This is a genomic window from Lentibacillus salicampi, from assembly GCF_004565465.1.
GTDB classification, from domain to species: domain Bacteria; phylum Bacillota; class Bacilli; order Bacillales; family Amphibacillaceae; genus Lentibacillus; species Lentibacillus salicampi.
In genome coordinates, this window is the sequence record NZ_SRHY01000035.1 from 1 (window position 1) to 14212 (window position 14212).

Sequence of the window (14212 nt, forward strand, 5' to 3'; positions counted from 1 at the left end):
AAGATGCTTTAAAAAAGACCAATAACAAATTCAAACAACTAATCAAAGGTCAATTACATCAATGGTTTTCCGCCTTGCCCAATTATATCAAGGCTTATCTGCCTAATTTGTGCTGCGAAAGTTGAGTTAAGTATTTTTGCCTACTGTAAAGCAGTTTTAGTAAACTATTCCCATTTCCCAATTTCGTCATTTTTTGTCTTTCCTTATCGATATCGGAGTAGTATAGTTTCCATCATTTAACTCTAATTGTTTCGTAATGGAATCATGCTCCTTACCAAGGAGGTGTGTTAATAAAACCATTTCTTCTTTTGTATTCGCTCCAATTAAATTTGATAATTTATCATCAAAGAATCCGCCCAAAGCTCTGCATGAAAGCCCTAATGGATTACAAAGAAGATATAAATTTTGCGATACATGCCCCGCATCTATAAGAAGATATCTATACCCTCTGTCACCGTACTTAAATAAAGTATTTGATAACATAGCTGTAGTTACAATTGCAAAAGAGCATCGATTTGCAGCATATTTATTATCTTTCAATACTATGCAATCTTTTAACTCATCACGATAGTCACCTCTTACCACCATTTTAATTTGACTCGTTTCCGGTTCCCATATATAAATTCCTTTTTCAACATTTTCTATGTTGAATACAAAAACATATAAATAAACTGGATACCTGCTTCCTGCAGATGGTACAGAAGTTAAATGGAATTCAGTCCTATTAGAATTCAAACCATAAGAATAAATCAATAAATTAGCTAAGGTTTCCCTATTAATTGGAACCCTTACATCATGTAAACTAGATGATCGTCTTCTCTTCAAAGCTTGCGAAATATCTCCTTCTAATTTGCCAGCATATTCATCCATACGATAGGATTTACGTGAGTGGATTTTTTTTCTAGCTGGGAAGTCCGGATAATCAGATATTTTCTGATTTTGAATTCTTGTCATACTTGTATTATTATGAAAAAGTTTAGCAAGTAAGTACTCATCTCTTAAGTCCCTTGTTATTTTAATTGTAATTTCCTCCCTTACGATTTTATATATTTTTTACGGAAATGGGTGAGGGTAAGGGTTTAAAATATTTGAATCATACCCAAGCTTTGCAGGAACATTAAATATTCTTTCACAATTCAGCATAGGATGGCTGATCTCTAAAAAGGCAAGACTTGGCATGATAACCCTCACTACATATAACCCTGTTTTTTTAATGTCATTGCTAGTAATGTCAACGGTATATGAATCTATTCCTAAACTCTCTAAATGCTGTAATAAATCATCAAATTTAGTTATATACCTAGGATTTTCATCTTGGAAATCTACTGTCTCTCCCTGAAACAGAAAATCTGTTGCTTCCACGTTCTCTTGATAAGCGTAGTAGGCTGAATGGTGTTCAAAATTTGTATAGCTATTGAAATCAGTATCTTTTATCTCCATGTAGCCCTCTAAGTATGCATTAACATTTAAGTTGTAACATGCACTCGCCTCTCTTATCGAACTTAATAGTGCTTCCTCAGGGGATAAATCCGTACTTGCACCAACTGTTATATAAGGCGGAATATTATTCCTAATCACGGTTAAATAACTTGCGACTTTTATATCATTTGTAATATCTAAAATCGTAATCTCTAACCCCAATTCCTTTATTTGATCTAAAACATTGGTTATAAATTGATTCTCTATCGATTGATGATTAATAATAGGCATTGATAGCCTATTCTGCCACATTACCACAAAGGCATCTCTTTCTATGCATTCCAACATGCCATTAACTTTTGCATCAAATAGTGTTGTTCCAGTTGCTAAACCTGTCGATGTCATTTCCCTAATCGGTTGATGGTTATAAATTTTTTTTAAATAAACTAATTCTACTGGGATCCATTTCATCTCTTTATTCAGTTCATCGTTACCCCTTACCCAATAAAGTTCTGTCTTACTTGATACCTTCTTTAAATTTAGGTTATTAGTATATATTTGGTTATCTGTACAACGTGTAATATCAAAAACATTTATTTTATTTTTGATATTTTCAACTTTAGATTTTAAAATAGGTCTATCTATAATCATTGAGCAATAACGTTCTATAGACTCTCCGACTGCCCTTTCCTTTGCTTTATCAATACTACTAAAGTCATATCCCAAACCACCCATTAAACTAGTGGGAACAATAACGTTGGAGTCCCAATCCAGAATATCAGTGTTATAAGCATTAAACATTTGCATTGGAATCAATCCGATAACCATTTTATTTTCAAGTGTTTTGCCTAACTTATGTATAATTCCTGTTCTATTATCAATTAGTTTTCTTTCCATCTCACTTAATTTCATGAAGGTGTTCACCACTTTCTATTAGTCTATATACCTCACTGTTACATGCTTCACAATTTGGCAAGGAATATAAAGGTGATATTTGAGAAGTGAAGTCCTCTAAGGATATAACATATTCATTAAAAACAATGTCAGATTTCAGAATACTACTAAAGAATTTGATCACTTGTATTTTTAATATTCCCACTAATAATTCGACTGATCCAGGCAGAACACTATCCCTAAAATTTTCCGATGATACGGAATTTGCTTTGGTAATGTGTCTATAGTTAGGATTATTTGAATAAATACGAGATATATAACACTCATAACACAGATTTCCACTCAAAAATATTGGTCCAATTTTTAATTCATTCCACTCAGTCACCAGCTTTAAATAATGTAAATGATTGATACTACAGTTCTTGTCTACATCCTTAAAAAATGAAATATTTTCATAAGTGTCACAGGCAATTAGTAAGCTACAATTATTAACATTTATTTCCTCGAAATCATTTACTATAACCACATTAATAATGGATTCTAAACTTTTTCCCAAATAGTATTTAATGTTCGCATTGCCAATAATATATATGGAAGTATTTGAGAATATATCTAATTGATCTAATATATCCATTTTGTTGTTTAGATAGTTTGAAAAATACTTCTCTAATTCATTACCTTCCTTTACAAATTTACTACTGTACTCAACATCATTTAAAATGACGAAATTTTTTTCTTGCAATAAATCTAAAACTTTGCCTACATAATCCGTCGATAAGTCAAGTAAAGATGAAATTTCAGAAATAGAATGATAACCATCTAATAAAGGAATGATCTGTTCTAATACATTCACCATTTCCCCTGTCACTTTAGTACTTTTTTTATTATTTGTTAGTATTAGCTCTTTACTATCATTTTCATCATTAATACTGTAGTATAGACCTTTAAAAACTGGCATACTATACAAATTAATTACCCCCTTCTTTTCAACTATAATAGCTAGGAATAACCCAATAAGATAGTTTCAAATAATATTATTGCATAAAAAACACGGAAATGTTGTCGAAATTTGTCTAATTAACAAAAAAATAAAAAATGGGATAATTATACTAAGCAAAATTATTCATTTGAATAGAAAATTTATATTTTTACTGATTTAAAATGACTAGTTTGCTCTTCCGCTCAATCAGTATATTGATTAGAATATTTAATAATCACCGCTTTGAAATTTATGTTACGTTATAAAGCGTCAAATTACCTGACAGAACCGCCAGATTTCAACGGAAAAACGCCAAATAATCAGGCAAAAACGCCAGATTTCAACAAGAAAACGCCAAATAAGCACCTCCAGCTGAAGGCAGAAACCGAATTAAAAAAGATCTGCCTGCTAAACGGCAGATCTTTTCATTCGTCAATCCAGCAGTGCTTTCTCCACCACGCGTCCTTTCCGTCCTTCCGTTGTTTCGGCTTGTCGGAGTGAATTAATGACTGCTTCCTCGGTTGTTTCAACAACAGCTTGGAAAAGTCTGTTCATGACGGGGTGGTCATCGCGTAAAAAGGATACAGTTTCCCCCGCGGACCTGCTGGCATGATCATACAAATTAGCGGTTGAAAAGGCGATGGCGATATCGCCGCTGCCATGCCCGATGATGCTGCCCGTTCGGCCCAGACCGGCGGATGCACGCTTGGCAAGCCGCTTCAGCTGCCGGTTATCAAGTGGTGCGTCTGTGGCAAAAATCATCATAATCGAGCCATCGGTTGTTTCCATATCTTTTTTGCCAAAATCAGCAAACAACGCATCTTCGCGTTTGCCGAAGTTACTGAGCACAAGGCAGCCCATTGTATAACCTTCAACCACACGTGATGCCGTTCCGATCCCGCCTTTATAGCCGAAGCAGACCATCCCTTTTCCTGCTCCAACAGCACCTTCTTCAACCTGTCCGCCTGAAGCACCCGCAATTGCCTGTACAGCATGTTCCGGTTTGACTGCCGGTACCCGCATTGAATTTAAATAGCTATCATTGCACTCCCCAACGACGATATTGAGAGAGCTTGCGGTATCGCCGATTTCCGGATGGTCATTAAGCATGTATTGAAGCGTTCCTTGCATAACTGCTCCGATGCTGAAGGTGTTCGTCAGCATAATCGGTGATTCGAGCAGACCAAGCTCATCAACCTGAATAAGTCCGGCTGTTTTTCCGTACCCATTAATGATGGAACTTGCGGCACGTACCTTTTGCCGGAAAAGGCTGCCATCATGCGGCAAAATAGCGGTGACACCTGTGCAGATGGTATCCTGTTCATTAAGTTCTTCATACAGTGTGACATGTCCGGTTTGCACTCCGGCTACATCGGTAATGCCATTCGTTGACCCTCTTTTCAGTTGCATAACAGGACTCCTTTTCCAGATAGATTATAGTAGCATTATAGCAGACTATTCACCGGTTGGATGACCTTGTCGCCCAACGGCAGATAAATAAATGAAATTTCTTCGTTTTTTCATCAAACTTTCACACAAGTGGTTTATAATGAATGTGAAATGATTGGAGGATATATTATGGTATCGGCTTGGGTTGTTACCAAAGTCGCCTATGTTGTTATCAGCATTGCTGCCGGTCTGATCTTTTTTTATGTGACAAGCCCGTTAGTAAAATCGGAGAAAAAACAACCGCTTGAGGAAAGTGTTTCACTCTTGATTAATTTTGTCTTGTACATATGGGTGGGAAAAATCCTGCTGAATATAGACGTTTTTATCACGGACCCTCTGGCAATATTGGCTTACCCAAGTGACTCGGATGCCTTTTATGCAGCGACACTTTTACTATTTGGGAATGTCATATATAAAGTTAAGTGGAAAGGTTTAAACATTGGCACAATCATGTCTTCACTTGCACCAGTTTTCCTTGGTTCGGCATTTGTCTACGAATTTATTGAAGTTGTTATGAATGACAGTACACTAGCCTGGGGGCATTTAGGACTGCTTTTCTTATTGTTGCTTTTCTTTTTAATCTTCCATGAGCGACAATCATCTGTTGCAACAGCAGGGGGTATATTTACTGCCTGGAGTTTAGGACAGTTGATATTAACATTCTATTTGCCCTATACGACCTTGTATGGCTATATGATGACCAGATGGTTTCTGGTCCTCGTATTCATCTTAAGTATGACAAATCTTATCCAAAACAAGAGGCTGCGATCATGACAGCAGCTGCATCGCATTTCAAACTTGTTCAAGTTCCATGGTTGCTGAACTCGGTTAGGGGGGTTATGTAAATGAAAAAAGCGCTTATTATTGTTGTTTTGGCAGGGATGTTTGCATGGGCAGTTTATGACCTTACTGCAGATTCACAGGATGCACAGCAAGCGAATGAAAGTGAATTTACCGTTGAGGAAGATGCGTTTGAAGAATCGGAAGGAACGGATGAACCTGCTGGTGAGCTCGATGACCATGACGGTTCGGATAAAGTGGGGCTTGAACCAGGCAATATAGCCCCGGACTTTCAATTGGAAACAATGGATGGGGAATCAATCAAACTATCCGATCTGCGCGGCCAGCGTGTCATGGTAAATTTCTGGGCAACCTGGTGTCCGCCATGCCGGGCTGAGGTGCCGGATTTACAGAAGTTTTATGAGAATAAGGATATTGAAATTTTAGCGATCAATCTTACCGGCACAGAAAAAAACAGAAGCGATGTAGACGAATTTGCCAGTGAATTCGGTATGACATTTCCGATATTGATGGACGAAAATACGGCGGTGGCCAACCAGTATCAAATACAGCCAATCCCGTCTTCCTTTATGATTGATTCTGAGGGACGGATCCAGTTTAAGGCATTAGGGGCCATGAATTATGAGCTAATGGTCCAGGAATTTGAAAAGATGTCATAACCCTGATCTGACACAAAACAGGAGAGATTTGTGCCCATTCGCCGGGAATGCAAAAAGCCAGGTGACAGTACTTAGTTACCCGAGTACGTTTAATTCGAACCCGAACATACAAAACTGGGGAGCGTTCCCCAATCGTGTTGTATTAAAATACTTCCCTCTCACTACTATAATCGAATCAAGATCAGAAAAGGGGGTACGAATTTTTAAATCTTTCGTGCCCCCTTTCTCATATTTCTTTCGATTATAGATATAAAGAGGGAAAGGTCTTTGCAAGTTCACTTGATAAGTGCTACACTATAAAAAATCCAAATACGCATGCAAAACGTTCCTTCGGGGCAGGGTGCAATTCCCGACCGACGGTAATGAGGCTTAGCTTCAAAGTCCGTGACCTGTGCGGTTTTTAACCAAGCAGTGGATCCGGTGAAACTCCGGAACCGACAGTTACAGTCTGGATGGGAGAAGGAATTTTTTCAGGTCGTTTACGTTTGATGAAGTGTACGCAATCGGTGTTTTTCCATTGTGTTATTTTAGGTTACGAACACTTAATGAAACGGCTCTGTTAAATTCTGACCTTATGCCTCTGAAGCGAATTCAGGGGTTTTTTAGTATCTAAAATGGATTGACCGGATGCGCCGTTTCTATACAAAATTCTGAAGCTCGACAGCAAAAGGAGGGGATAACCGTGAACGATGACTATTATATGCGGCAGGCACTGAATCTGGCCAAGTCTGTTTCGGGGCAAACGAGTCCGAATCCACCAGTTGGTGCGGTTGTTGTCAAAGATGGCGAAATTCTCGGGTTTGGTGCGCACTTGAAAGCCGGTGAGGCGCATGCAGAAGTTCATGCGCTCCAAATGGCAGGCGACAAAGCGAGAGGAGCAACGATATATATCACGCTGGAACCGTGCAGCCATCATGGCAAAACACCGCCATGTGCTGATCTGATCATTGACAAGGAGATCAGCCGGGTTGTCATTGCCGTAATGGATCCGAATGAAAAAGTTGCCGGGCGCGGGATTAAAAAATTGCAATCAGCAGGTGTCAATGTTGAATGGGGTGTTTTACAAAAAGAAGCAGCGGCGGTTAATCAGGCTTTTTTCCATTACACTCGGACCAAAACGCCGTATGTCACGATGAAATCGGCTGTTAGTCTGGATGGCAAAACGGCAACACATATGGGCGACAGCAAATGGATAACCAGTGAAGCTGCCCGGCTTGATGTTCATCATTACCGCCATACCCATGATGCGATCCTGTTAGGCGTGAATACGGTTGTTGCTGACAATCCGAGCCTGACTACACGTCTGCCGGGTGGCGGGGAGAATCCGTTGCGCATCATTCTTGACAGCGATCTCCGTACACCGTTGGATGCTAACGTGGTGAATGATCAGAAAGCTGATACATGGATTTTTACCGGATCGGCTATCACTGCTGAACAAGCCAGTCCGTATGAAAGGGCAGGTGTTAGCGTCATTCCATTTGATTTTCTTGATCCCACAGCTATTCTCAATTACTTGGGAAGCCAAAAAGTGATGTCACTATTCGTTGAAGGTGGTGCTACGGTTAATGGTTCTTTTCTGGAAAGCGGAAAAATCAACCAGCTTGTGCAATATATGGCGCCGAAATTGATTGGCGGAAAAAATGCCCCGGCATCGATTGCTGGCAGCGGCTTTATGAGCATGACGGAAACACTGGCGATGGAAATCAAACATGTGGAGATGATTGGCGAGGATTTGAAAATCATGGCGGAACCGCGAAAGGACGATGCAGATGTTTACGGGAATAATTGAGGAAAAAGGTACCATTAAACACATAAAGCACGTCTCCGAAAAATCAATCCAGATGACAATCGGATCATCAACAGTCCTGGAAGATGTCCAGATTGGTGACAGCATTTCGGTTAACGGTATCTGTCTGACAGTAACCGCCTTTTCGAATACAGATTTTCAGGTGGACGTCATGCCGGAAACGATGAAGGCAACCTCTCTGAAGATGCTGGCAGAGGGATCGAACGTTAATTTGGAACGATCAATGCCTGCAGACGGCAGATTTGGCGGCCATTTTGTGTCCGGACATGTGGATGGAGCCGGGACAATTATCCGAAAAGAAAAGCAGGGAAATGCGATTTATTATGATATCGAAATTCCCGAAGAACTCGCAATTTATTTCATCATGAAGGGCTCTGTCGCTGTGGATGGAGTTAGCTTGACGGTATTCGGCATCAGCGGCAGCACGTTTACGATATCACTTATCCCGCACACAGTATCCGAAACAGTTTTGGGTGAGAAAGACGAGGGCGATATCGTGAATGTTGAATGTGACATGCTGGCCAAACATGTGAAAAACATGCTCAGCCAACAGCGTGAAAATTGACTCAAATAATGAAGGAAGTGGACAAGGTGTTTCATACAATCGATGAGGCGTTAAACGATTTAAAAGCAGGAAAACCAGTGATCGTGGTTGATGATGAAGACCGGGAGAATGAAGGCGACCTGGTGGCATTATCGGAAAAAGCAACACCTGATGTGATCAATTTTATGATCACTCATGGGAAGGGGCTTGTGTGTACATCCATTCCATCGGATTTAGCTGAGAAACTCAAACTGCCACTGATGACGAGCCAAAGCAGTGATCCGTTTGGGACCGCATTTACTGTCAGCATCGATCACAAAGAAACAGCGACGGGAATAAGCGCTGACGAACGATCCAGGACAATCCAGGCTTTACTTGATCCCCAAGTGAACGAGGAAGATTTCAAGCAGCCTGGACATGTTTTTCCGCTGATTGCCAAAAATGGCGGTGTTTTGACAAGGCAGGGACATACAGAAGCTTCTGTTGATTTGGCAAAATTGAGCGGCGCCTTCCCATCTGGAGTCATTTGTGAAATTATCAAGGACGATGGCACAATGGCGCGGCTTCCTGATTTATGGGAAATGGCCGAAGAATTTAATTTAAAGCTGCTATCGATTGCTGATTTAATTGCTTACCGCAAGCAACATGAAATTCATGTCAGACGAGCGGTAGAGACAACGCTCCCGACCGATTTTGGAACGTTTAACGTTTACGGCTACACCAATGATTTGGATGATAAAGAACATATTGCACTCGTTAAAGGCGATATTCATGAAAACGCCCCCGTATTGGCCCGGGTGCATTCGGAATGCCTGACCGGTGATGTGTTTAGTTCCCACCGCTGTGATTGCGGACCGCAGCTGCATGAGGCTTTAAATAAAATCAATGAAGCGGGTGCCGGCGTTTTAGTGTACATGCGTCAGGAGGGACGTGGCATCGGGCTGATCAATAAACTGCGTGCCTACCAGCTGCAGGATGCCGGAATGGATACGGTTGAAGCGAATGAACAGCTGGGGTTTGCACCGGATATGCGCGAATACGGTATCAGCGCCCAGATTCTAAAGGATGTAGGTGCCGGAAAGGTAAATCTGTTGACCAATAATCCTGAAAAAATGCGGGGGCTCCAGTCTCACGGTATTCAAATCAACGCACGGATACCAATCGAGACCGAAGCAACGGCGGAAAATGAACGCTACATGCATACGAAATATCAAAAGCTGGGTCATTTATTCAGTTTTCATCATAACTAAATGTATCAAAAAACACCGTAAAACATTTTCACCGACTTTTTAAAGAAGGCAAAAAAAGGAGAGGATCCATTTGGGAAAAACATTTGAAGGAAGTCTGGTCGGAGCGGACTTGAAAATCGGCATCGTTGTGGCACGGTTTAATGATTTCATTACGTGCAAACTGTTGGAAGGAGCAGCTGGTACTCTGAGGCAGCATGGTGTTAAGGATGAAAACATCGATGTTGCTTGGGTGCCGGGTGCTTTCGAAATCCCTGTGGTTGCTCAAAAATTAGCGGCGAGGGATGAATACGATGCTGTTGTAACACTTGGAGCGGTTATCCGCGGTTCCACACCGCATTTCGATTATGTCTGTAATGAAGCTGCCAAAGGGATAGCCAACGCTGCCGTCCAGACCGGCAAACCGGTTATTTTTGGCGTGTTAACGACAGAAACCATTGAACAGGCAATCGAACGTGCTGGAACAAAAGCTGGCAATAAGGGATCGGATGCAGCTGCTGCAGCCATTGAAACAGCCAATGTCATGAAGGATTTATTGATGGCACTTTAGCAGATGAAGATGTCACGTGCTCTCCTATATGGTATTATAATGGTAAGGATAAATGGAAAGGAATGATTGGATGGCCATTCCAAACAGAAAAGGGAAATATTCGTACGCCGATTATCTGACGTGGGGTGAGGGTGAGCGGGTTGAGTTAATTGGTGGAGAAGTTTTCGATATGTCACCTTCCCCTTCACGTAGACATCAAAAGATTCTTGGTGAATTATTTACAGCTTTCTCTGTATTTTTGCGCGACAAGGAATGTGAAGTGTTTTTTGCGCCTTTCGATGTCCGGCTTTACACGGAAAATAAACAGGATGATGAGATCGATCATGTGGTTCAGCCGGATTTGTCTGTTGTATGTGATCCAAATAAACTGGATGACAAAGGCTGCATTGGAGCACCAGACATAATTATAGAAGTTCTCTCGCCTTCATCCGTTAAGATGGACCGTTGGACGAAATATCAACTTTATGAGAAGGCAGGGGTGAAAGCGTATTGGGTGGTTGACCCTGTTCAGGGATCGGTGGAAATCCATCATTTAGCTGATGAACGCTATGAATTTCAGGGGGTTTACACAGAAGAGGATACGGTCGACGTTTCGGTTTTGACTGGCATGGAATTGGTTTTGTCGCAAATATTTGTGTGAGAATATTTGCTGAATGTAAATCATCATCCTCGCGGCTTCAACTATTTTATAACGTCAGAAAGTATAAGTTATGGATGACCTTATCAGAAACACGACTCATTCACTAAAGAACGCGTGAATGCGCGTTTTTCTAAAAATGACATCGCAAATTTCAGGAAGATAACACGAAGGATTGGAAGTATGTATAGCTGGAGGCACTCAACATGAAAGGGTTTGTCTATCAAATCATCGTAGTAGGCATCATCTGGACGGGGATGGCGTTCTTTTTCCAAGATATGGATCGGATAAGCAAGTTTATATTTTATGCGACAACATCCTGGCTATTATTTTTAATTGTTATATTCGTAAAACAGCTGATGAAAAGACGTCATCATGATGAAGATTCCACAACGGGAAGGTAATACAATGCTCACAATCGAGAATTTATATAAATCTTATGGGGACAAAACGTTACTGAATGATATTTCCTGCATTATCAAGCCACGTGACCGAATCGGGCTGATTGGTGTCAATGGCACCGGGAAATCGACATTACTAAAAGTCATTGCTGGCATGGATACCGCGGAGAAAGGCTCCATCCATCATGCCAAAGATTACAAAATTGAATATCTGGCGCAGGACCCTGAATTGGAACCTGGCTTAACCGTTATCGAACAAATCTATCACGGAGAAGCAGCCATCATGAAAGTCATGCGTGAATATGAGCAGGTGCTACTTGAACTGCAGCGTAACCCTGACAATGAAAAAATTCAGGAACAGCTGATGGATAAACAGCAGCAGATGGATGAGCATGAGGCCTGGGAAGCGAATACGGCTGCGAAAACCATCCTGACGAAGCTGGGGATTACCGATTTCCATAAACATATTGCTGCGCTTTCAGGCGGTCAAAAGAAGCGGGTGGCGATCGCAAAAGCGTTGATTCAGCCGGCTGACCTTTTAATTCTTGATGAACCGACCAACCATCTGGATAATGAGACGGTGGAATGGCTGGAGACTCATCTGGCATCATACAAGGGCGCACTGCTGCTCGTGACCCACGACCGCTACTTTTTGAACCGGGTGACCAATCAAATTTTTGAATTGGATAAAGGCAATCTTTACATTTATGACGGTAATTATGAATTATTCCTCGAGAAAAAAGCTGAGCGGGAAGCATTGGAAAGAAGCTATGAGGAAAAGCATCAGAATACATTGCGCCGCGAACTTGCCTGGCTGAAGCGAGGTCCAAAAGCACGTGGGACCAAGCAAAAAGCACGGGTTGAACGAGTTCAGGAAATGAAAAAGCAAACATTTGATACAGATAGTCAGAATGTATCATTTGAAGCGGGATCGGCCCGGCTTGGAAAAAAAGTGATTGAACTTGAAGGAATTGAAAAATCGTTTGAAGGCAAGCGACTTATAACAGATTTTGATTTTCTGATTGTCCCTGGTGACCGCCTTGGGATTGTCGGACCGAACGGATCGGGAAAAACAACCCTCCTGAATATCATGGCAGGCCGCGTTACGCCCGATAAAGGCGAGATTGACGTAGGGCAGACCGTTAAAGTCGGTTATTATACACAAGGTGAAGAGGAGCTTGATGGGGACAAACGGCTGATCGAGTATATCCGGGAAGTTGCCGAGGTGATCTATACTAAAAATGGCGAGGTCATTACTGCAGAGCAAATGCTTGAGCGGTTCTTGTTCCCGCGTCCTGAACAATGGAATTATATCCGGAAATTGTCTGGAGGGGAAAGGCGTCGTCTTTATTTGCTGAAGGTTCTAATGTCGGAGCCAAATGTACTGCTTCTGGATGAGCCAACGAATGACCTGGATACACAGACGTTGGGTGTCCTGGAGGAATATCTGGATCAATTTCCGGGTGTTGTTATAACGGTATCACACGACCGGTATTTTTTGGACCGTGTTGTCGATCATATGCTGATTTTTAAAGACGATCAACCGATTGAGCATTTTTACGGTAATTACCGTGAGTTTTTGGAACGGGAAAAACAGCAGGGTAAACAACATAAAGCAAAACCGTCAAAAAAGCAGGAGCAGAAACCGCTCCGGAAAAAGAAGATGTCCTATAACGAAAAAATGGAATGGGAAACGATCGAGGATGACATAACCGAACTGGAAACTACGATTGAAAATCTTCAGCAGCAAATTGCCGGTGCCGGAAGTGATGCCGGGAAAGTGCAGGAGCTGTACAAGGAACAACAGGAAACTGAAGAAAAACTGAAAGAAAAGATGGAACGTTGGGAAGAGCTTTCTCTGCTGGCAGAGGAGTTAGAGGACTCTAGATGACACAGTCTGGATGGTGTTGCCATCCAGACTGAAAAAAGAGGTCAGTGATTTGTCTGTAATGCCTATGTGGAAATTTTTCTTCATTCTTTATCAGTCTTAGACAGTATATCGTTATACGTATAGACCTGGAATTTAGATGCTGAACTACATAAATTTGTATATTCCTCAATTTTTATGTTTAATTTATATAGTATTGCGGAAAATAAAAATGGTATACTAGATAAAATCGGAGGAGGTATGAGAATGAAACTGTTTCAAGTTAGAAAAGGGCAATTTGTGTATTATAAAAATGAACTCCATAAGGTCTATTCAGTAAAACCGATGTTCAAACAATCTGTCCACCTTTACCGTTTAAAGGATATGCAGCAGGACATAACAAGTGCCAACAATATTGAACCGTGCAGACCGAAACATAATGATACATTTATTTTTTACGGAAGGCGTTACACGATTGATAAAAACAGGAGACCAGAACAAGGGGATTACATTTTAATTATCAAGCCTGCACCTGATTTTTTGGATCATTATTCCCTGAACGAAATTGAAAAGGTCGATAGTGTGGAAGATGGAAATGTCGTGACAACACGGGATAATGGTGTGAAACATAGTGAATATGTTGTATTGGTTCCCGGGAAAGCTGAGGGAAGTGATGACATAGCGTATTATGATAAGGCACTTGTTTCGGAAACACAGTTGCAGGAAGATGAATCACCACTCATGAGCGATGATGGGGCGGATAATCCTGTTGTTGGCGATATTTATTTTGATGTTCAAAAACAGGCAAAGTCAATGATTATAGCTATGACAGACGATGAAGTGTTTTTGGGACATAATGTCAGCGTGCATGTAACGGAGCTGTCGGACGAGAATAAATTCAGATTAATATATCGCTTTGATGAGGGATTTTAAGGCTATAGCGCGTAAACGAAAAGAA

Annotated in this window: 14 protein-coding genes and 1 riboswitch; of the genes, 10 read left to right on the plus strand and 4 right to left on the minus strand. The window is 41.1% G+C overall.

What is annotated here, in order from left to right:
- Positions 1-186: 186 nt before the first annotated feature.
- The 4 genes from E4U82_RS15080 to E4U82_RS15095 form a co-directional block, all read right to left on the minus strand.
- A complete protein-coding gene (locus E4U82_RS15080) occupies positions 187-954 on the minus strand; it encodes a SagB/ThcOx family dehydrogenase (RefSeq protein WP_135110987.1) in 768 nt (255 codons plus the stop codon).
- A gap of 99 nt (positions 955-1053) precedes the next feature.
- On the minus strand, positions 1054-2331 hold the full coding sequence (locus E4U82_RS15085) for a YcaO-like family protein (protein WP_135110988.1): 1278 nt from the start codon (positions 2329-2331) through the stop codon (positions 1054-1056).
- Positions 2318-3280 (minus strand): hypothetical protein, encoded by a 963-nt coding sequence (locus E4U82_RS15090; RefSeq protein ID WP_135110989.1) that lies wholly within the window; start codon positions 3278-3280, stop codon positions 2318-2320. Before E4U82_RS15090 ends, E4U82_RS15085 begins: the two co-directional genes overlap by 14 nt.
- Before the next feature lie 444 nt (positions 3281-3724).
- Positions 3725-4702 carry a DmpA family aminopeptidase gene (locus E4U82_RS15095; protein ID WP_135110990.1) on the minus strand — a complete coding sequence of 326 codons (978 nt, stop codon included), beginning with the start codon at positions 4700-4702 and terminating at the stop codon, positions 3725-3727.
- A gap of 168 nt (positions 4703-4870) precedes the next feature.
- On the opposite strand from E4U82_RS15095, the gene E4U82_RS15100 reads away from it, so the two are divergent.
- From E4U82_RS15100 to E4U82_RS15145, 10 genes are all read left to right on the plus strand, one after another.
- Positions 4871-5515 (plus strand): hypothetical protein, encoded by a 645-nt coding sequence (locus E4U82_RS15100; RefSeq protein ID WP_135110991.1) that lies wholly within the window; start codon positions 4871-4873, stop codon positions 5513-5515.
- 71 nt (positions 5516-5586) lie between these two features.
- Positions 5587-6201 (plus strand): peroxiredoxin family protein, encoded by a 615-nt coding sequence (locus E4U82_RS15105; RefSeq protein WP_135110992.1) that lies wholly within the window; start codon positions 5587-5589, stop codon positions 6199-6201.
- Positions 6202-6523: 322 nt separating this feature from the next.
- A riboswitch (FMN riboswitch) is annotated at positions 6524-6669 on the plus strand.
- A gap of 214 nt (positions 6670-6883) precedes the next feature.
- Entirely contained in the window at positions 6884-7990 is a 1107-nt protein-coding gene (ribD, locus tag E4U82_RS15110; RefSeq protein WP_245183606.1) for a bifunctional diaminohydroxyphosphoribosylaminopyrimidine deaminase/5-amino-6-(5-phosphoribosylamino)uracil reductase RibD, read from the plus strand.
- Positions 7971-8573 (plus strand): riboflavin synthase, encoded by a 603-nt coding sequence (ribE, locus tag E4U82_RS15115; RefSeq protein WP_135110993.1) that lies wholly within the window; start codon positions 7971-7973, stop codon positions 8571-8573. Before ribD ends, ribE begins: the two co-directional genes overlap by 20 nt.
- Positions 8574-8599: 26 nt before the next feature.
- Positions 8600-9802 (plus strand): bifunctional 3,4-dihydroxy-2-butanone-4-phosphate synthase/GTP cyclohydrolase II, encoded by a 1203-nt coding sequence (locus E4U82_RS15120; RefSeq protein ID WP_135110994.1) that lies wholly within the window; start codon positions 8600-8602, stop codon positions 9800-9802.
- 70 nt (positions 9803-9872) lie between these two features.
- On the plus strand, positions 9873-10349 hold the full coding sequence (gene ribH, locus E4U82_RS15125) for a 6,7-dimethyl-8-ribityllumazine synthase (RefSeq protein ID WP_135110995.1): 477 nt from the start codon (positions 9873-9875) through the stop codon (positions 10347-10349).
- 52 nt (positions 10350-10401) lie between these two features.
- Positions 10402-10989 carry a Uma2 family endonuclease gene (locus tag E4U82_RS15130; RefSeq protein WP_245183607.1) on the plus strand — a complete coding sequence of 196 codons (588 nt, stop codon included), beginning with the start codon at positions 10402-10404 and terminating at the stop codon, positions 10987-10989.
- Between the two features lie 203 nt (positions 10990-11192).
- A complete protein-coding gene (locus tag E4U82_RS15135) occupies positions 11193-11390 on the plus strand; it encodes a hypothetical protein (RefSeq protein ID WP_135110996.1) in 198 nt (65 codons plus the stop codon).
- Between the two features lie 4 nt (positions 11391-11394).
- Entirely contained in the window at positions 11395-13278 is a 1884-nt protein-coding gene (locus E4U82_RS15140) for an ABC-F family ATP-binding cassette domain-containing protein (RefSeq protein ID WP_135110997.1), read from the plus strand.
- A gap of 243 nt (positions 13279-13521) precedes the next feature.
- Positions 13522-14187: a hypothetical protein gene (locus tag E4U82_RS15145; RefSeq protein WP_135110998.1), complete on the plus strand. Its 666-nt coding sequence runs from the start codon at positions 13522-13524 to the stop codon at positions 14185-14187.
- The last annotated feature ends 25 nt before the right edge of the window (positions 14188-14212 follow it).